The following is a 19,923-nucleotide window of genomic DNA, read 5'->3' on the forward strand; positions in this document are numbered from 1 at the left end:
ACGAAACTTTGCGTCATCAATCTTAATTGAACCGCCGTATACCGAACGGTACGTACGGTGGTGTGAGAGGTCGGGAGTTAATCACTCCCTCCTACTCCATTTTAGTCCTTAGACGTTTTTTCAAATCATCAACGTTTTTATTACTTCCCGTTAGGCTTTATTAAATACGTAATCGATAAAAATGGGATTGAAAATATACTCATTTCATGTTGGGCACTCAATTTACTGTCTTTCCTATCACTAACGGTAAAATCCTCCGCGATGGGAAGCTTGAACGGTTGATTGGCGAGGAAAGATAGATAAATCCCCGCATCCGATTCACAAGAATGAGGCTTGCTGGTCAGCCGCAAATCGTTCTCACTCTGATGCAGTTCCAAGATCCCGGTCATCGTTGAAAATGGTAGCGGCAAGGCAATGTTCATGTACATTCGACCTGCTGTACTATGCTGTGAATAAAGTGCGATGAATGTAGTGTCATTGCCGATTTTACGGACCCACGCCCTTACATTATCTCTGCCGTCCGCTTCATCCTGAAGTGCAATTACATTCCCGGTCATTTTAACTTGTCTACCATGAAGAGGCAAATTGATTTGTTGGGTTTTTCTGCTTATAAACGCGTAAAGAACGGCAAACGGTTTAAACCAAGAATGCCAGTTAATCGTTGCGAATAACTGGTAGTCATTGGTGTTTTCATAGAAATCAATGATGCGAGGGGATATCGTCTCGCATTGAATAAAAGGCTCGTAAACCTTCATGTCGTCGACAAGTCCTTGATGTTTTTCACGCAATCTGCCTTCGAGAACGTGTTCACCTATAACCCGATTCCCTCGAATACGACTGACGGGGAAAGTGGGGGGACGAAAATTTGTACCGGGAACTTGTAAAGACCAACCGAAAATACCAAATAACGCAAATACCACACAGTTCAACACGCCATGAAAACGAAGCATGAATTCAATGTTCACGGATGTCAGCCCAAAGCCATTGCCAAGGGCATATAACAATGAAAAGATGATTGTCACTCCGAGCGCGCCAAACGATATACGAACGAGCCACTTTTGTATTTTATTTGCGAATGTTGTTTTACAAGCAATTATAATGAAGCCACCTAAACCAATAATGTATAATCCGACAGACAGTAGCTCAATCCACCTGGAAAATGTAATACCAATCGCAACAATCAGCGGTGATACTAAAAGAATTAAACAGACAATCCCATAGATCCGGGGTTTATAAAGTCTTCCCAGTAAACCGATGAAAATCGGCAATAAGAATGCAGAGTAGTGAAAATGTATGGCAGTCAACCACGTAATAAGAGGACTGAATCCAGTGTCAATACCAGTCACATAAGCAAAGAACCAAGCCCCGCCAAGCGAGATGTAAACAAGCCCCGCATCAATCGCGAACTCTTCCGAATGCGTGAATCCCCTATTTATAAATCGCGACAAACCATACAAAGCGATACTTATCGTAAACACTAAATATACCGCCGCTAGCAGACCATTCCACTTTGAATCTGGTATTATTTGCAACAGCGCTACTGCTAAATAAGCGGGAATCGCAAAATAATAATAATGCTTAGAAAACCACTCATTCTTAGTCATAATGAGACGCAATGCAAACGGGACGTAAACGAGCTGTGCAATCGTGAGCATTAGAAAAGGCCACGGATCCTCACTGAAAACAACCACGATGATAAATAAAACACTATGTATACTTGCAAACTTAAGTATTGACATCAGCGGAAAACGCCCCTTTATACGAAAATACGATTCCAATCAGGGGGTTTCTAACCGTAACATGAATTTGGTAAAGGCCTAGTTCATCGTCGAACCTTTCTGTCACGGTTGCAAGCCCTTGAAAAATCCGTGGTAATGGAATTTCGATCTTTCCTAGAACAAGCCGCTGGCGTAGTGATGTAATCGTCAAACTTCCGTTAGTTGCTACTTGGAAATCCAAATCGGCATAAATGAGGTACGGTTCACCCAGGTAATCCCGGATGACAAGCCGTCTTGCATCAAAACTCATAAGCGCGTTAAAATAACGTCTTTTTTTATCGAAATGAAAAACACGTTCCCAGTGCACCTGGCTTTCGCCATTCTCCGCAACAAACGCCTTATTCGTTATTGTAAATGGAATGTTTATGCCTCTTTCCGGAAAAAGCAGTTTCCATCTAACACCTGCCCTTAAAACCGGATACAACCACTCAGGTCCGCCACCGATTTCATTCATGACGCCGGATGCTCTAAATGTAGCACCCGTCGACAGGTCATACCTTTTTTGTAGCATGGGATGCAGCCGATTGAAATTATCACCCAATACTTGTCTGAAAATCGACATAAAGTCCACCTCACCTTTTTCGTTTACAGCTTCTCGCTGAAGGAACATCATTACTTATGATCAATCCAATCATCGAAAGAACAATTAGTGACAAATTGAATGTCACTGGATTGAAAGGATGGATTGCGCTTGCCGGTACAGCAATGATCGCCGATATCGTCAGCAACGGGAATAACAGTAGCTGCAGTATGAATAAATGCCTCTTATTGCGATAAAATAGCAAACTAATCCCGAGCATGACTTCTGCAATTCCAATTAAAAGTATTGATGTCGTAATTCCTTTCTCTGATAAAGCTAAAACGCTTCCGACCATCGCTCTCTCTTCTATGTGCATTCCGATAATCTTCGGAACAAGACCTTGATAAATCCAAATGAAAGCAAACAATAACGTCATTAAATAGGTACTGAAAAATCGCAAATACTGGGAGCGGGGGGCTTCATCTCGCTCAAGCCACCGCTTCAACACGTCGAAACTAAGTGCAGTCGCCCAACCAATAACTGGGCGGAATGCGAGTTTATCGACAACTTCTCCGGCACGACCAAAATTGACGTCGTAATCATACTGCGTCAAAAATTTTACTCCGTCTTTCTGTGGTTCGTATTTCCAATAGCCACGCCCTTCTCGGATGGGGGATATCCATTGTTCCGTTCCGAACTGAAGGGATGAGGATCGCGTACCGTCTTCTTTATGAAATGATCCAACACTTTTTCCCCATCCTTTAACGTTTATGAAAGGCCACACAGTCCGCGCATAAACGAACTCTTGGGGCTTACCTTCTTCTTTTGGCAAATAGGTAATGGAAGAGAAGCGAAGATCCCATTGTTCGTGCATGTCCGGTTTTTGCGAAGCGTCCCATACATTTTCAATATCCGTCTGAATCTGTATTTCAACGTAAATTGGCTTTCTTTTCACCATATTCACCTCTCTATTTTTTCGTCTAGCACTCACGTAAACAGTTTCTCTACTATCATAAAGAATGTGGATTGCTGATGTTGCTTTTCACACCCTTCGACATAGATGCTAGGACGTCCGCTACCACTAATCAGCATAAGCCTTCTTGTATAAGTTATCACGGTTTGGGAAAGATTGATAATAACCGTATGCAAAAATAGGAAGGTGGTAGTGATGAGTTTTTCGGAGAGTGAAAAGAATGGTCTTACTAATGAAACATCCATACAAAACAATAATGTACTTCTTGACGCAATTAAGAACAAGCTTGATGAAGTAGAAGATGCCGTATTTAAAAACATTCAAACTGCCGATGAACTTGTGACAATCATTTATCTTAGTTCGCTTATCGAAAAACTTACTCTACACAGAACTGTTATTGCGCCATTGTTAACGAATAAAGAAGACCTATTGAAATCTGCCGAAGTACCTGAGAAAGTCAATATTTCTAGCATTTTATCTTCCATCACTGAAGGGAACACGATTGTTTATTTTCAAACAAAAAATCTTTTCGCAACTGTGAATACATATAGCCCACCAACTAGCTCAATCGCTAATTCAGATACCGAATCAACGGTCAGCGGTCCCCGGGATTCATTTACTGAATCTCTACAAACAAACCTATCCCTCATTAAAAGACGGATACAGAATACTGGCTTAAAAAATCGCGACTTTATTATTGGGACAGAAACAAATACTAAAATTTCCGTTTTGTATATCGATCACATTGTAAACGAGAAGAACTTGACCAAGGTTATTAACAAAATTGAAGCGATTGACTATAGGGGTTTTGATGATATCACCATTTTAGCCCAGTTGATGGAAGACCATCAATTCTCTCCATTTCCTCAATACCAAGTAACCGAAAGGCCTGACATGGTAACAAGCTCTCTAATTGACGGAAGGGTTGTTATCATGATGAACAACAGTATAGGCGCAATGATCTGTCCGAGCTCTTTTCTTGGCTTTTTCATGTCCCCGGAAGATTATTATAACCGTTGGACGACAGCCACATTACTTCGTTGTATCCGTTTTTTCGGTTTCTTCTTAACCATAATGCTAACTCCTTTTTATATTTCTGCTCTAACTCACCATCCAGAAATGTTACCTTATGAAGTGTTGAAAAAATTACAAGAATCAAGAAGCCAGGTTCCATTCCCACCAGTCGTTGAAGTTCTTTTTATGGAACTGGTTATTGAAGTACTAAGAGAAGCAGGATCTCGGATGCCGACCAAAATCGGGCAAACGATTGGTATTGTCGGTGGTATCGTTATTGGCACAGCAGCTGTTGAAGCAGGTCTTGTCAGCAATATATTGATTGTGTTGGTAGCCATTTCAGCATTGCTCTCATTTTTACCGCCAAGTTTTAAAATGAGTAATGCAAGTCGCTTTGTTCGATATATTTTTATCTTATCGGCGGGTTTCTTCGGTTTATACGGACAAATGATAGCTTTTGCATGGCTTATTTTTCATTTAGTGAATTTAACATCTTTAGGAACCCCTTTTATGTCACCGGTAATCCCTAGAAAGTGGACAGACCTTCTGGACAGCATTGTTTTGGCGCCACCTTCCTTCCGAAAACATAAAAAGGGTGTCGCAACTGCAGAAAGCAAAAAAGTACTCCCTGAAGACGGAGAGGAATAGGTTATGGATCAAAATCAAACAAAGGTATTGAATGGATACCATGTCGTCTTTCTTGTCCATCTTGTGATGAGCGGCACCATCTTATTAACTTTGCCGAATTTACTAAGTCCGGTAGGCTTTAGCCAGTGGTGGTTCCCGCTCCTGTTCGGAGTTATCGCAAACCTGTTACTTATTCCGATGATTTGGATTGCCATTAAATACAGTCATCATAATTTGTTCGCGATTCACGAGTTATTGCTTGGCAAATGGGTAGGGAAAAGTCTCAATGGAATTCTGATTGTATATACAGCGTTGATTTTGGCGTCTTTTATTGAGGGGTATTTAGACCTAATACAAGTTATTGCACTGCCGGATCGGACAATAATTGGGCCTTTAATCATTTTCATGCTTTTGCTCGTTTACATTGTCAGCGGCGGCATTAAATCAATCGCCCGATTTTGTATCATTAGTTTTTTCCTGGTAGTTTGGATTTTATTTTTTTTGAAATGGGCAATTGGTGAAGGAGACATTAAACATATTCTGCCTCTTTTTAACTTTACTAAACAGGAGTTTTTCACAGCAACAAAAAATGGATTTATAGCAATGTCCGGTTTTGAACTAATCCTTTTTTATTTTTCGTATATTATCCAGCAGAAAAAAGCATTTAAACATGCCTCTTTGGGCATATGGATGACCGTATCCTTATACCTCTTGACCGTCTTTACGAGTGTCATCTATTATTCCGAATGGCAACTTGAACATGTGATGTATCCAGTTTTATATTTGTATAACGCGGTTACTCTTCCTTTTCTTGAGCGAGTTGATGTTTTTGCCATATCACTGTGGGTTTTTCTAATCCTGACGACCGCGGCTGCATTTTTATGGGTTGCAAAAAAGGGGTTGGATTCAATACGAGCAAAAGAAAAAAAGAGTCATTTATACATTATAGCTATTGTTGTATTTATCATAGTAAGCATTCCGTTACCGAAGGAATTCCAAAATAGACTATATGAAGGTATTTATTACATCAACTATGGATTTATAATTTGGCCGATTTTCTTGTGCATCATTCATTTACTGAAAACAAGAAAAGAGGTTGTTACATGAAACGGTTTATATTCTTCATATTCCCAACATTATTGTTGTGTCTAGCCGGTTGTACGCAAGAAAATCGTTCAAATTCCGTTGAGGACTTATCGATGATCAGCAGTATTGCCTTCGATTACATCAGTGAAGATGAAGTAAGGATGACGGTGTCGATTCCACAAGCAACAGGCGATTCACAAGAAATTACTCAAAACTATTCAGTCAATACATCCTTAATCCAGAAAGGGTTCATCGAGATTTCCACGCAGGCGGGTAAAATGATTTCCTTAAACCAGCTTCGAACAATATTATTTAGCGAGGAGTATGCGAGGAAAGGCGATGTAATAAGGACAGCTAAACATTTTTACCGGGATCCAACCGTTGGAAATAATATTCGTCTTGCTATCGTGAAAGGCAGTGCGGAAGAAGTATTGAAAGCTACTTTCCCTGACATCCCAAGTATAAATATGTATTTATATGACTTGTTACAACCCAAAATGCATACAGCATTTAGTCCCTTTACAACGCTTCATGACTTTATTAATTCAGCAACGGATAAGGTGTCTCATTCATCTATGCCTTATTTGGAGAAAAAAGAGGATTCGCTTAATATTGAAAGTGTTGCTTTGTTTGACGTCGGAAAAATGCTTGAAACAATCCCAAGTAAACAATCTTCGCTTATCCAAGCGTTAAAAGGGTTGGACAAACTTGCCCCGATTGATATTACCCTTGAAAAGGGCTCAGATAAGGAAGAACTACATATACAATTGATTGAAAGTAAAGTAAAGATTAACAGTAATAAAAAATTGGATTCTCCACAAGTGTCCATTCGCATTAAATTACAGGGTTCCCTGATGGAATATGAGGGGGACAAAGAATTAAGCAAAAAGAAAGAGCTTGAAGTGCTGCAGAAGGAAATTAGCAAACATGTTGAAAAGGAAGTAGAAGACCTCTTAGAAAAACTTCGGAAATTAGAAGTTGACCCTGTCGGTTTCAGTGAATATTTCAGAATGTATCATAAAGGGAAATGGAATGAAAAGTTAACTCAAAAAGTAATTGCGTCGGTAGATTACAAAGTAAGTGTAGATTTCAAACTTCTTAATACAGGGGTTTTAAAATAAGTTATTAAATTGATGATTTAACGAGCGTAACGATGGGTTACGCTTGTTGAAATTGTGAAGTGTAGAGAAAACCCGAACTATTAGCTGTTTCATAATACTTCTTGCTAAATAAGCAATTATGAAATATAATTCATATTTATACATATTTATGCATAAAGGATTTTGAAAATGAGTGCTTGTAGTATAAAAAAGGAGTGGCAGAATACATGAAACTTTGGGGCGGGCGTTTTACAAGTCGTGCAGATGAAATAATGGAGAAGTTTAATACATCGTTACCTGTAGATCACAGATTATATAAAGAGGACATTGCTGGTAGCTTGGCGCATGTCACAATGTTAGTGCATTGTGATTTATTAACACCGGAAGAAGGGGAGCTACTCGTAAACGGTCTCCAATCGATTTTGAATGACATTGAAACAGGTACCATTAAAATTGAAGGCAATTACGAGGATATACATTCATTCGTAGAAATGCATTTAACAGAACGTATTGGCGAGACTGGAAAGAAACTGCATACAGCACGCAGCCGTAATGATCAAGTTGCAGTAGACATGCGCTTATACGCAAAAGGCAAGGCGGCGGAAGTGATGGACAATCTTCAAATGCTCATCGATTCGTTGTATGAAAAAGGTGCAGCAAACAATGTAATCATGCCTGGCTATACGCATTTACAGCGTGCGCAAGTCGTAACATTCAACCATCACTTAGGTGCGTACGCTCAAATGTTCAAAAGGGATAAAAAACGTGTTGGAAACGCAATCGAAATTTTGGATGAAAACCCATTAGGTTGCGGGGCTCTAGCTGGTACAACGCATAATATTGATCGTGAAGTGACAACGGCTTTATTAGGTTTTGCAAAACCTGTGGATAATTTCCTTGATGGCGTTAGTGATCGTGATTACTTACTTGAACTAATGTCGAATTTCTCTATACTGATGATGCATTTAAGCCGATTGAGCGAAGAACTTATATTGTGGAGTAGCCAGGAATTCAAATTCATCGACATGGCAGATGCGTATTCAACGGGAAGTAGCATCATGCCACAAAAGAAAAATCCGGATGCGGCAGAATTGATCCGCGGGAAAACGGGGCGTGTCTACGGCTCTCTATTTTCACTGCTAACGACTTTGAAAGGGCTACCTTTGACATATAACAAGGACATGCAGGAAGACAAAGAGCAATTTTTCGATGCACTTGATACTGTGTTGGATTGTATAGAAATTATGTCGAAAATGATTGACACACTTCAAGTAAATGCGGATAACATGAAAGCAGCGATTAAAGCTGGTTTTCTGAATGCCACAGAAGTTGCCGATTACTTAGTGAGTAAAGGGACAGCATTCCGCGACGCTCATGAAATCGTCGGGAAATTGATTATTTACTGCGAACAACAAAAGAAAGCGATTGAGGATTTGACAGTTGAAGAGTTGGCGAAGTTCAGCAATCAGATTACGGATGATATCTATGATTACATTGACTACGAAAACATCATTTCAAAAGGGAATAAGCACTTGATGAAGCAAGTGGGGAAATGAAAGAAGGGACTGTCTTATCCAGACAGTCCCTTTTTGTAATATAAAGTATCCCACTCGTTGATACGCCAAGAATAGCCAGTAAATAACTTGATGTCACGCTGGGCACTACATGTATAGCCGCTATTTATTTTTTCGGTAATCTTATGGTGATTGTTCATCCGTCGCTCTCCAAAGACAATAGTAAAAGTAGTTCCGAAGCTTTTCGGGACGAAAGAATAGATCGCTTCTTATATGGAGAGGGGCGGTCAAAGATACAATTTTGACCGCTCAAGCCTTCTAATAAGGTATCTCTATAATTAGGAGAATCTATTAGAGCATAACAAAGAATACAATATACAACGTGCAAGAGTGCCCGAAATTGCATCTTCGGGCACTTACACTCTCTATTGGAAGTCATCTATTCTTTTTTTCCTAAGCAATCGCATTTTTCACTTGAATATTGTAGGAACGCGACAGGTAATTAATCATAACAGTATGTCCGAAAAGAGTGTGGGTAGAAGTGACAGAGTCACTTCTACCCACACATGCCCCACGGTAAAACTGTCGTGATTAATTCACCGAAAGCGTGCCGAAAATAGTCTAGTCAAAATGGCAGTTTTTAAGTCCTACTCGCCCGTGTTTTATGCCGAAATTGGTTAATCCACAGACAAGTTATAGCATAAGTTTCATGACCAGGAATCGCGTCTAAGTGGGTACTTAGCGCTATTACCCCATTATATTGTAGCCGGCATCTACATAAATAATTTCACCAGTTACGCCGCGGGATAGGTTGCTTAACGTGACCAGTGTCATCTCCGCTACTTCTTCTTGTGTTACGTTACGTTTCAAAGGAGCATTCTCTTCAATTTGAGTCAAAATTTTATTGAAAGAAGCGATGCCTTTTGCGGATAGTGTCCGAATTGCACCAGCTGAAATTGCATTGACACGGATATTATCTTTTCCAAGGTCAAACGCCAAATACTTAACAGATGCTTCAAGCGAGGCTTTCGCAACTCCCATTACATTATATCCGTCAAGCACACGCTGTGCCCCCAAGTAACTCATCGTAACGATAGAACCGCCTTCCGTCATAAATGGACGAGCTTCTTTTGCCGTTGCAATAAGTGAATAAGCGCTTGTATCCTGTGCAAATGCAAATCCGCTTCTTGTCGTTTCTACAAAGTCGTTTTTTAAATCCTCAGCATGGGCAAAAGCAAGTGAGTGGACCACTCCGTGAATTGTACCGACTTCTGCGCCGATTGTACCGAACGCTTCATGGATACTTTCATCCTCGTTTACATCACACTGCACAATCAGTTTTGCCTCGTAACCCGCCGTACCTAACAGCTTTTCAAGTTTAGTGAGTGAACGCTCTTTCCGGTATGTGAAAATCACGTTTGCACCGACTGTGAAAAGTGTTTTGGCCACTCCCCAAGCAAGACTCCGTTCATTCGCCACACCCATTACCACAATATTTTTTCCTTTTAGTTTCAATAAATCTTCCATAGTAACCTCCTGATTAGGCAAGTGTAATTCAATGCCTATTATTAGTACCAGATACTAAGTGAATTATAGCATATCTGTTTCATTCGTGTGAATAACAAAAATAATAAATGAAAACGCATTCAATAATGTAACTCACGAAATAAATAAAAATACAGTTGACTTTATAATTATGCATACATATAATAAGCTTAACTTACAAACAGGAGTGATTGTCATGAAGGTAGGAATCATTGGCGCTTCAGGGTATGGTGGACTAGAGCTCATCCGGCTACTGCACAACCATCCTGAAGTTGAAAAAATTGAATTATTCACATCATCTAAAGAAGGAATTGTCTTTTCGCATAATTTTCCGCATCTAATGAATATATCCGATCAGCCACTCCAAAAAATAGAGTACGAAAAGTTAATGGAATTCGATGTCGTGTTCTCGAGTGCACCTGCGGGAGTCGCAAGTAAGCTTCTTCCTCCGTTACTAGGGAAAGGACCTCGCCTGATCGATTTGTCTGGAGACTTCCGTTTAAAAGATTTAGCTCAATATGAGCAATGGTACCAAAAAGAACCTGCACCGGCATCCGCGGTTGCGCATAGTGTATATGGTCTGACCGAATGGAATACTGATGCAATCAGACAAGCGCAACTAATAGCTAATCCTGGTTGTTATCCTACGGCGGTTCTGTTGGCGCTCTTGCCTTTACTCAAAGATAACTTGATTGATGCAACTCAATTAATCATTGATGCAAAAAGTGGTGTGTCTGGGGCAGGCAATACACCCAATAAAATGACCCATTTCAGTGAAACGAATGAAAATACAGCCATCTATAAATTGAATCAGCATCAGCATATACCAGAAATAGAGCAGGCATTTTCGATGTTTGCACAAGAAACAGCGCCCATCACTTTTAGTACACATCTAGTTCCGATGACAAGGGGAATACTCGCGACAATCTATGCACCCGTCATGGAAGGAATTACGGAGCAACAACTCGTGGATTGCTTAACGACAACCTACGCTGATCATCCATTTGTCCGAGTTATGCAAGAAAATGGAAAGTTCGGTACCAATCAAGTATACGGATCGAACTATTGTGATCTCCTCGTGAAAGTTGATCCGCGGACGAACAGGGCAACCATCGTATCTGTCATTGACAACTTAGTAAAAGGGGCAGCAGGGCAAGCCGTTCAAAATATGAACGTACAATTTGGTCTCAAAGAAATAACCGGTCTTTCACTTGTCCCGGCATTTATTTAACCTAGGGGGTATATTATGACGACAACAGCAAGAGCATTAAAACGTTTATCAGGAAATAATATCTCGTCCCCAATCGGTTTTAAAGCGACGGGGCTTCATTGTGGCATAAAATACAAGAATAATGATTTGGCTTTACTAGTCAGTGAAGTCCCGGCAAGTGTTGCGGGTGTTTTTACAACAAATGCAATTCAGGCAGCACCATTGCTTGTTACGAAAGAAGCGATAAAACAAACGGGAAAAATGCAGGCAATCATCGTGAATTCAGGAAACGCCAATGCCTGCACAGGAAAACAAGGGTTGCTAGATGCACGTCTAATGCAACAAAAGACAGCAGAAAAACTTGGAATCGCTCCTGGGTTAGTCGGAGTAGCATCTACTGGAGTTATCGGTGAAATAATGAAAATGGAACCCATTGTTAAAGGGATTCCAAAACTTCAACCAAGTTCTGCATTAGAAGGATCTATTCTATTTTCTCAAGCGATTTTAACGACAGATACAGTTACAAAAAATACTGCATACAGCACGGTAATCGACGGCAAGAAGATTACTCTTGCGGGGACAGCAAAAGGATCGGGAATGATTGACCCGAATATGGCTACGATGCTTGGTTTCATTACAACTGATGCCAACATTGAATCGGTTCATCTGCAAGCAGCTCTTAAAACTGTAACAGACGTAACGTTCAACTCAATTACGGTGGATGGCGACACCTCTACAAATGATATGGTACTAGTTATGGCGAATGGGTTAGCAGGAAATAGTGCGCTGACACCATTACATCCCGACTGGGAACTGTTCGTTAATGCATTGCACGCAGTATCCCAAGATCTTGCAAAAATGATAGCTAAGGATGGAGAAGGGGCGACAAAGCTCATCGAAGTCGAGGTATCAGGTGCAGTTTCGGATGCTGAAGCAAGAAAAATTGCCAAAACAGTCGTTGGGTCACCACTTGTAAAAACAGCCATTTTTGGTTGTGATGCGAACTGGGGAAGAATTATCGCGGCTGTCGGGTATAGTGGTGCAACACTAGATCCAAATGCCATTAAGATTAAGATGGGATCAACAATCGTAGTTGAAAACGGTGAACCTGTTCCTTTTTCTGAAGCACAACTATCCGGCTATTTGAAAAAGTCGGAAGTGAAAATTACAGTCGACCTTCACCAAGGCAACGGTCATGGGTTGGCATGGGGGTGCGATTTAACATATGACTATGTCCAAATTAACGCAACATACCGATCGTAAACGAATTGTTATTAAGCTAGGTGGCAGTATGCTTGAAGGATTGAACGAAGCCTTTTTCAATAACTTTAAACAACTGCAGGAAACAGGACATGAACTGATACTGGTTCATGGAGGGGGTCCTTTCATTAATAATGAATTGGCCAAAAACAACGTATTGTCCTCCGTGTTAAACGGTATTCGGGTGACATCGAAAGAAGCGGTAGGAATTATTCAAATGACGTTGGTGGGTCAAGTTAATCCAGCCCTTGTCCATCAATTAAATAAAGGCGGCATCGATGCGATAGGTATGAGTGGATATGACGGAAAACTACTTATATGTACAGTGCTTGATGAAGAGGTGTATGGATCTGTAGGGGAAATTCAGCATGTCCGAACAGAACTTCTGGAAAATATTCTAGCAGCAGGGCTTGTACCGGTTATTTCATGTATCGGTGCGTCAGAGGACGGTGCTCCGCTCAATATCAATGCGGATACGGTCGCTAGTAAAATAGCATTTGCGATGAAGGCGGACAGTCTTCTCCTCGTCACGGATACTCCAGGTATTCAAATAAAAGGAATTGTCCAAGAAAAAGCATCACAAATAGAAATAATGCAGTGGATTGAAACAGGAGAGATTTACGGAGGCATGTTACCGAAAGTGGAAGCTGCACTTGATTGTTTACATGCAGGCATTCCGTCCGTACAAATTGTCGGTCAGCAACTAAAAGGAACTGACATTAAATACGAGGGGGCATTCATTTGAGTACATTATTTAATAATTACGCGCGACGTTCTGTTCATCTTGTAAAAGGAAAAGGGACAATCGTCACTGATGACAAAGGGAAAGATTATCTCGATTTTACAAGTGGAATCGCAGTCGTCAGTTTAGGCCATGCAAATGAAAAACTTGTCGAAGCCGTGAAACTGCAAAGTGAGAAACTATGGCACACATCAAACTTATTTGAAAGTCCTGAACAGGAAAAACTAGCGGCTAAACTTGTGGAAGGAACTCCTTTTAGCCACGCTTTTTTCTGTAACAGCGGCGCTGAAGCAAACGAAGCAGCCATTAAATTGGCACGTAAACATACACAGAAAAATGTCATTATTACTTTTGAACAATCCTTTCACGGACGTACATTTGGCGCAATGTCCGCAACTGGGCAACCTAAAGTTCGCGAAGGATTTGGCCCGTTGTTGGAGACATTCCGCATTATTCCTTACAATGACGTAGCGCAATTGGAAGCAGCGATTGACGGAGATGTAGCTGCAATCATGTTAGAAGTTATTCAAGGTGAGGGTGGCGTTCATCCAATCGAACCTGAATTTGCACAAAAAATAACGGAAATTTGTAAAACAAACGGAATTTTATTGATTGTCGATGAAGTGCAAACAGGAATCGGTCGATCGGGGACCCGTTATGCCAGTGAACAGACGGTTCTAAGACCCGATATTATGACACTTGCCAAAGGATTGGGAGGAGGATTCCCGATAGGGGCTATGCTTGGGTCAAGCGAGCTCTTCGATTCATTTGGACCTGGTACCCATGGCACAACATATGGCGGTAACCCACTTGCCGTTGCGGTTGCACAAACAGTCGTAGATATTGTTTTCGAGAAAGAGTTCTTGCAAGAAGTTAAAGACAAGTCAAACTACCTTGTTGAAAAGGTGCAGACGCTATTACCGGAGGATCAATTTTCAATTCGTGGTGCTGGATTGTTATTGGGGATTCAATGCCGTGAAGACGTGTCTTCATACATTCAACAGGCAGAAGAGGCAGGGTTACTGCTCGTCCAAGCAGGAAGTAACGTTATTCGACTTTTACCGCCTTTAACAGTTACATACGAAGAGATGGATAAAGCAGTGGATATTATTACTACCATTTTGCTAAGTGAAAAAGTGACAACAAACTACTAGCGTACTTGAATTAAAGTGTTCAGTGAAGCACTATTCAATTGACCTAGTCAAATTGTCTAGTAAGTTGACTAGATCAATTATTAATTTCAATTGACCTAGTCAATTATTCTGGTAAATTGACCTAGTCTGAAGGTACACCAAAAGGACCTGCTACTATATAGCGGGTCCTTTTGGTTTTCAACTAATTGCTAGGCCTTTTATACAGTTTAATGTCAATATTCTAAACCCTCGGAATCATATTGGATAAATATTGAAACTTATTTTGTGAAAACACTGTATAGTAAGAGACTTCATTAGATAATATACAGGAGGTAAGAAAATGACAGATAGTGAGAGAATCAATCTATTCATGGGTATTCGAAACTTCCGTGAAAAACAAGTAACCATAGGATTAACACTGGAAGAAGAAAAGTCATTATCTACATTATTAAAACAAATGGAAGAAGATATTGAAAAAGTACATAAAACAATATTGAACTATAACGATGAGCAAATGAAAACCCCCATAAAAATGGAGGCAATTCGAAATGTCACATTTGTTGAAAGTCCGGTCAAACAGAACTTAGTTGATAAGTTAATGAAAAAAGAGCCAATTATCTATTATAAACTTCAAGTGTCCAGTTGGGATGATCTTGACACTTATCAATTGCCGTATCACTTTGCGTTAGAAATGAAGAAATTCATCGAAGAGGTTGGATTAGGAAGTAAGTGGAATACCTTGTTGCCGGTAACCATGGAAATGTCACCAACTGAAAGTTTAGATAAAGAAGAAGTTGAATGGTTGAATTTACTACCCGATCCCAAATGGTGTTTAGCTGCTTTTAATGAAGTGGATGAGCTGGAGAAACGGGCACAAAGGCATAGCGAAGAAATGCATGAGAGCATTATATGGTTAAAAGAACAATGGCAAGATGGCTATCAGATTTACATTGACTTCACTGAAATGGAATTTATACAAATTCAGTAATAATAATTTTGTTGATGAAGTAGGCGGTTCTGATGAAAAAAAATAAGAAAAAGATAGAGAACGATTGGAAACGGATAGGATATGAAGTAGCGGGATTCATTTTTTTCATTTTTCTCATAGGGGTTATCATCATAAATTGGCAACGGAACGAGGACGTAAAAAAAGAACAATTGATGAATGCCACGATTGCGGGTGTTTTTGATAAAACTGCTGAAAAGTATTTGTTAGATGGATTGTCCTATATCGTACTTCTTAGGCCGCAGCTCTTGGAAAAAACGACACAAAACATTGAAGATGGCTATAAAGTTTCTGTATCTAAAAAAGAATTTGAAAGACTTGAATTTGGAGATAAAATCGACGGTTTTAATATTCAAGGTGTTTTTAACACGCAGAGGGAACTGGAATCTGAATATCGCGGTTTTTATTTCACGTTGTTCTTAGTCGGTATTTATCCAATGGGCTATATTTTATATTTATTGTTCAAATTTAAAGGGTTTGAAGCGTTTCTGGACAGACATGACTTCGGTTTGAGCATTATATTTAATATTATAACTTGGGGCGGCTTATTTCTAATGCTTGTATTTTGTTATCGCGAAATGACCGCAGACTTGAAAAATGGTTATGAAAAGTATTACGGGAAAGATTATATTGAAACCATTGCCACAATAACGGATCATTCTCTTGATCATGGAACTGGCAACGATCACCAGACCTATTATTATTTGGCACTTGCTTACGAAGACACAAATGGTGAACCAATTAATCTAACAAAAGAAGTAAAAAAGAACACATATCTTAAATACCGGGATGGCGTATTACCGATTAAATATAAGAAAGATAATCCATATAACGCATTCGCGCGGCATACAGAAGGACGAGATATACTAGACTTTCTTTTTACACCGGCATTTTTTATGCACTGTCTCATGATTGTACTGACTGCACTTATCAGTTACGCGCTATATTTGATGAATCGAAAACGAAAAACAGGAAGTTATTGGAGCTAATCAAATAAAAAGTGAAAAGTGTAACTTCTTCCAGTGAACTCGTCAAATTCGATTTGTTTGGTAGCTATTCAGCCCATGCAGATGAACACCAGCTACAGGAAGTCAGTAGCGGTAAAGAAGAAAACGCGACAAACTATATGAAATTTACAGGGGTTATTCAAGAAGCTGAAAAGGATGGAAAAAGACGCGGGTCACACTTGATAATGATAAGGGATTAATCATGATTTTGCGTATTAATGATAATACCCTGAAGTTTAACGGTGGAACAACAAAGCACCTTAACCTAGCGGATCTTAAAAAAGGGGCAAGCATCGAAGCTTATTATGATAAAAATAAACCGATGATTTTGATTTACCCAGCAACAGTCACTCCTGAAATCGTCCATGGTGAAGTGAAAATTGCTAAATTTGATAAAAAACTTCTTAGCTTAGATAACCAATTGAAATTGAATATCGGTGAAGATACAATTCTCTTAAATCAGCAAGGCAAGAAAATTAAAGAAATAGATTTACACGACAAAGAGTTAGCTATTTTCTATTCCGCAACAACAAAAAGTATACCGGCTCAAACAACGCCTACCAAAATCATTGCACTTGATTATATAACAGAGGAAATGGTGAAATTACAAGAACTCATTGCAGTAGATCATTACATGAAAAAGGGTACATAGATGATTTCACTTCGTAAAGTGACTGAGCATCTAGGTTATCATGTTCTATCTCAACCAAAAATCGGCGGTGTACTAGTTACACTTGGCAACAGCTCATTCACAATTCAACGCGGAGACAAAATGTATGGCTTTAACAAGAGCGTTGGTAAATTCGAAGTTGCACCTGAATTGAAAGTTATGAAAACGTACGTTTCAGAAGATTTTCTTGAACTATTAATTCAACACTAACAATCAAAAAGCGTGGCATATATAAAAAGTATGAAACGATGGGACTGCCCTTAACAAGGCAGACGTTTCATACTTTTTCTTTGCACTTTTATCAGGAAAGACTATGCGGAATTTTCTTTCTATTGTACTATTGAGTATAGAGTCTGTTAGTAGAAAAGGAGAATCTAAATGACGAAAAAATTTATGGTGATTTTTACCGCAATCCTCCTTATGTTTACCGCAATAGATACAGTTTTTGCTGCACCTTTATTCAAAGACGTTACAGACAAGCATGCATCGAAAGCGGAATTGGACTTTTTGGCGAAGCGAGGTATTATTTTTGCAAATCCATCGGAGAACTTTGGTGTGAATGAAGAAATTACACGCCTAGAAGCTTCGGCTATGATTATTAAGGCACTCGGTCTCGATACTTTGAATCGGCCGGATCCGAATTTCTCCGACGTTACTATTGAAGATGAGGGTTATGCCATCGTTGCAACAATGGCAGATGAAGGTATTATGAAAGGCAATGCAAGCGGAGAGTTCATGCCGAACAACAAGTTAACAAGGGGACAGATGGCGGCAATCCTAGTGAGTGCATTTAAATTGCAAGGTACTACTAAACATTCTTTTAAAGATGTCAATGCATCAAACTGGGCATCAAATTCTATTAAAACGCTATATGCCAATGAAATCACAGTAGGCTATCCAAACAATACTTATAAACCGACAGCCTTCATAACGAAAGCTAATTTTGCTGTGTTCCTTGCACGTATACTAAATCCCGAATTCAAAAAGAAACCTGTCTGTTCGAAGGTAGACAGTAAAAAAACTGCTGTTGTCAACGTTCAAGTGACAAACTTGTGGAAATCACCCAATAAAAACCGCGTAGTGGATCGGCCTTCTATTTCCAGTCCTACCGATATTCAAAAATGGGCTAAAAGTATGTCCGTAAGCCAAAAGTTATGGCTTGTAGGAAAGACGGATACGCAAGCTTTATACGGACAGGAAGTCGTTATTTTAAAAAGTAGTGGAAATTGGCATGAAATTGCTGTGAAGGATCAATATTCGCCCAGGAACAAAGCGGGATATCCCGGTTGGGTCCCGAAAACACACATAACTGAAACAGCTTCCAATTACACTGATTGCCAAATAGCAATCGTAGATACAAATATTGCCACTCTTTATAATGAACCCAAAAAAGCAAGCAAATTTATGGATATTAGCTATACGACAATTCTACCTGTCATAAAAGAAGAAGGAGACTGGATTCACGTTCAAACACCGGCAAGTGGGGTGAAGTATTTACGCAAACAAGATGTGAAAATCGTTAAAAATTTCGCATCAATACAAAAACCGACTCAAAAAGACATTGTCGATAGCGCAAAAATGTTCCTGGGTCTTCCATACATCTGGTCAGGCATATCAGGCTTCGGCTTCGATTGTTCAGGTCTTATTCATTCAGTTTACAAAAATCATGGCATTATGATTCCGCGCGATTCGTTTGTTCAGGCGGTAAACGGTACTCCTGTTGCCAAGAAAAATATGCAACCCGGAGACTTGTTATTCTTCGCTTACAATCAAGGAAAAGGGAAGGTGTACCACGTAGGAATGTATATCGGGAATAACCAAATGATTCATGCCCCGAATTCGAGCAGAAAAGTAGAGATTATATCTATCAATACACACCCATACAAAGTAAACTTTTCAGGGGCCAGAAGGTATTTAAAGTAACGTGTATTTCTGAAGATGTGATGGGGAAATAACAATAAAGCATCCTTCGGGGTGCTTTTTAATTTAAGGGGTTTATCGGAGTTAGGAGATAAAGAATAGCCAAACAGGACTCCAATTTATTCATTGGGTCCTGTTTTGGTGTATTTAGCTAAAACAAAGCAACATTCTGCTGCTTTTTATTGTTCTTTACTCTAAGTAAGTCCGCTAGCGTAATAACTCCCTTATCTTCAAGACGCTTCAATAATTCGATAAATAAATGAGCGGTTGTCAGGGCATCCCCTAGTGCGCGGTGTCGCTCAAATATTTGTGTACCAAATATCCGCGCGTATTCTTCCAAATCAAACTGATCCCATGATGGATTTAAATAATTGATTAAATCAAATGTATCAAAGGTAGAAGGCACTTCATATGTACATTTAACTCGCTGTAATTCTCTTTTTAAAACCAGAGTGTCAAAACTTAAATGGTGACCAATCCAACCCCCACTATTCGTATCTTTAAAGAATTGAAAGTAGCTTTCGATTGCTTCAAGTGGGGTAGGTGCATTGTCTACATGATGTTGTTCAATAGATGTCAACTTCGTAATATGTTCGGGTATAAGACGTGATGGTTTTACAAATGTCTGAAATACACTGTCAGTGACTACACTATTTTCAATATGGACAGCACCTATTTCAATCAGACGATCATCTGCAGAAATTGCAAATCCTGTCGTTTCAGTATCGAAGACGGTAAACGGCATATTTCTAAGCTTTGTATCTAGCAAAAATGATTGTTCCAGTTTATAGTTTGATTGTTGTTTTTTCCAAAACATA

At 39.6% G+C, this 19,923-nt stretch carries 19 protein-coding genes; 14 read left to right on the top strand and 5 right to left on the bottom strand.

The genetic code is table 11. The annotated features are described in order from the left end of the window. Positions 1 to 140 precede the first annotated feature (140 nt). The 3 genes from AC1TO4_RS12165 to AC1TO4_RS12175 are packed head-to-tail and all read right to left on the bottom strand — an operon-like array spanning position 141 to position 3,256. Positions 141 to 1,739 carry a YndJ family protein gene (locus AC1TO4_RS12165; RefSeq protein ID WP_482105538.1) on the bottom strand — a complete coding sequence of 533 codons (1,599 nt, stop codon included), beginning with the start codon at positions 1,737 to 1,739 and terminating at the stop codon, positions 141 to 143. Further along, the gene (locus tag AC1TO4_RS12170) at positions 1,726 to 2,340 is read right to left on the bottom strand and encodes a DUF4166 domain-containing protein (RefSeq protein ID WP_482105539.1); all 615 of its coding nucleotides are present in this window, start codon (positions 2,338 to 2,340) and stop codon (positions 1,726 to 1,728) included. The genes AC1TO4_RS12165 and AC1TO4_RS12170 overlap by 14 nt, the downstream gene beginning before the upstream one ends. Before the next feature lie 10 nt (positions 2,341 to 2,350). Next, entirely contained in the window at positions 2,351 to 3,256 is a 906-nt protein-coding gene (locus tag AC1TO4_RS12175) for a DoxX-like family protein (RefSeq protein ID WP_482105540.1), read from the bottom strand. A gap of 210 nt (positions 3,257 to 3,466) precedes the next feature. Between AC1TO4_RS12175 and AC1TO4_RS12180 the strand changes: the two genes are divergently transcribed. The 4 genes from AC1TO4_RS12180 (at position 3,467) to argH (ending at position 8,654) form a co-directional block, all read left to right on the top strand. After that, the gene (locus tag AC1TO4_RS12180) at positions 3,467 to 4,933 is read left to right on the top strand and encodes a spore germination protein (protein ID WP_482105541.1); all 1,467 of its coding nucleotides are present in this window, start codon (positions 3,467 to 3,469) and stop codon (positions 4,931 to 4,933) included. Positions 4,934 to 4,936: 3 nt separating this feature from the next. Next, positions 4,937 to 6,019, top strand: a complete 1,083-nt coding sequence (locus AC1TO4_RS12185) for a GerAB/ArcD/ProY family transporter (protein ID WP_482105542.1) — start codon at positions 4,937 to 4,939, stop codon at positions 6,017 to 6,019. Further along, positions 6,016 to 7,119: a Ger(x)C family spore germination protein gene (locus AC1TO4_RS12190; RefSeq protein WP_482105543.1), complete on the top strand. Its 1,104-nt coding sequence runs from the start codon at positions 6,016 to 6,018 to the stop codon at positions 7,117 to 7,119. Before AC1TO4_RS12185 ends, AC1TO4_RS12190 begins: the two co-directional genes overlap by 4 nt. 206 nt (positions 7,120 to 7,325) lie before the next feature. Then, the gene (gene argH, locus AC1TO4_RS12195) at positions 7,326 to 8,654 is read left to right on the top strand and encodes an argininosuccinate lyase (protein ID WP_482105544.1); all 1,329 of its coding nucleotides are present in this window, start codon (positions 7,326 to 7,328) and stop codon (positions 8,652 to 8,654) included. A gap of 705 nt (positions 8,655 to 9,359) precedes the next feature. Here argH and fabI read toward each other — a convergent pair. Beyond that, positions 9,360 to 10,139 carry an enoyl-ACP reductase FabI gene (gene fabI, locus AC1TO4_RS12200; RefSeq protein ID WP_482105545.1) on the bottom strand — a complete coding sequence of 260 codons (780 nt, stop codon included), beginning with the start codon at positions 10,137 to 10,139 and terminating at the stop codon, positions 9,360 to 9,362. A gap of 214 nt (positions 10,140 to 10,353) precedes the next feature. Between fabI and argC the strand changes: the two genes are divergently transcribed. From argC to AC1TO4_RS12250, 10 genes are all read left to right on the top strand, one after another. Further along, complete coding sequence (argC, locus tag AC1TO4_RS12205) at positions 10,354 to 11,388, top strand: N-acetyl-gamma-glutamyl-phosphate reductase (RefSeq protein WP_482105546.1); 1,035 nt, start codon at positions 10,354 to 10,356, stop codon at positions 11,386 to 11,388. A gap of 15 nt (positions 11,389 to 11,403) precedes the next feature. After that, on the top strand, positions 11,404 to 12,630 hold the full coding sequence (argJ, locus tag AC1TO4_RS12210; RefSeq protein ID WP_482105547.1) for a bifunctional glutamate N-acetyltransferase/amino-acid acetyltransferase ArgJ: 1,227 nt from the start codon (positions 11,404 to 11,406) through the stop codon (positions 12,628 to 12,630). Continuing rightward, complete coding sequence (gene argB / locus AC1TO4_RS12215) at positions 12,593 to 13,372, top strand: acetylglutamate kinase (RefSeq protein WP_482105548.1); 780 nt, start codon at positions 12,593 to 12,595, stop codon at positions 13,370 to 13,372. Before argJ ends, argB begins: the two co-directional genes overlap by 38 nt. After that, on the top strand, positions 13,369 to 14,523 hold the full coding sequence (locus AC1TO4_RS12220) for an acetylornithine transaminase (RefSeq protein WP_482105549.1): 1,155 nt from the start codon (positions 13,369 to 13,371) through the stop codon (positions 14,521 to 14,523). The genes argB and AC1TO4_RS12220 overlap by 4 nt, the downstream gene beginning before the upstream one ends. A 319-nt stretch (positions 14,524 to 14,842) precedes the next feature. Continuing rightward, complete coding sequence (locus AC1TO4_RS12225; RefSeq protein ID WP_482105550.1) at positions 14,843 to 15,490, top strand: hypothetical protein; 648 nt, start codon at positions 14,843 to 14,845, stop codon at positions 15,488 to 15,490. A 32-nt stretch (positions 15,491 to 15,522) separates the two neighbouring features. Further along, positions 15,523 to 16,497: a hypothetical protein gene (locus tag AC1TO4_RS12230; protein WP_482105551.1), complete on the top strand. Its 975-nt coding sequence runs from the start codon at positions 15,523 to 15,525 to the stop codon at positions 16,495 to 16,497. A gap of 11 nt (positions 16,498 to 16,508) precedes the next feature. Further along, positions 16,509 to 16,715, top strand: coding sequence for a hypothetical protein (locus AC1TO4_RS12235; RefSeq protein ID WP_482105552.1), 207 nt, complete (start codon positions 16,509 to 16,511; stop codon positions 16,713 to 16,715). 2 nt (positions 16,716 to 16,717) lie between these two features. Next, positions 16,718 to 17,167: a hypothetical protein gene (locus tag AC1TO4_RS12240; protein WP_482105553.1), complete on the top strand. Its 450-nt coding sequence runs from the start codon at positions 16,718 to 16,720 to the stop codon at positions 17,165 to 17,167. Beyond that, positions 17,168 to 17,395, top strand: a complete 228-nt coding sequence (locus AC1TO4_RS12245) for a stalk domain-containing protein (protein ID WP_482105554.1) — start codon at positions 17,168 to 17,170, stop codon at positions 17,393 to 17,395. A 168-nt stretch (positions 17,396 to 17,563) separates the two neighbouring features. Then, entirely contained in the window at positions 17,564 to 19,108 is a 1,545-nt protein-coding gene (locus AC1TO4_RS12250; RefSeq protein WP_482105555.1) for an S-layer homology domain-containing protein, read from the top strand. A 148-nt stretch (positions 19,109 to 19,256) separates the two neighbouring features. On the opposite strand, the gene AC1TO4_RS12255 is transcribed toward AC1TO4_RS12250, so the two are convergent. Beyond that, positions 19,257 to 19,922 (bottom strand): 3'-5' exonuclease, encoded by a 666-nt coding sequence (locus tag AC1TO4_RS12255; RefSeq protein WP_482105556.1) that lies wholly within the window; start codon positions 19,920 to 19,922, stop codon positions 19,257 to 19,259. Position 19,923 lies beyond the last annotated feature (1 nt).

This window comes from Sporosarcina sp. Y838, from assembly GCF_056786515.1.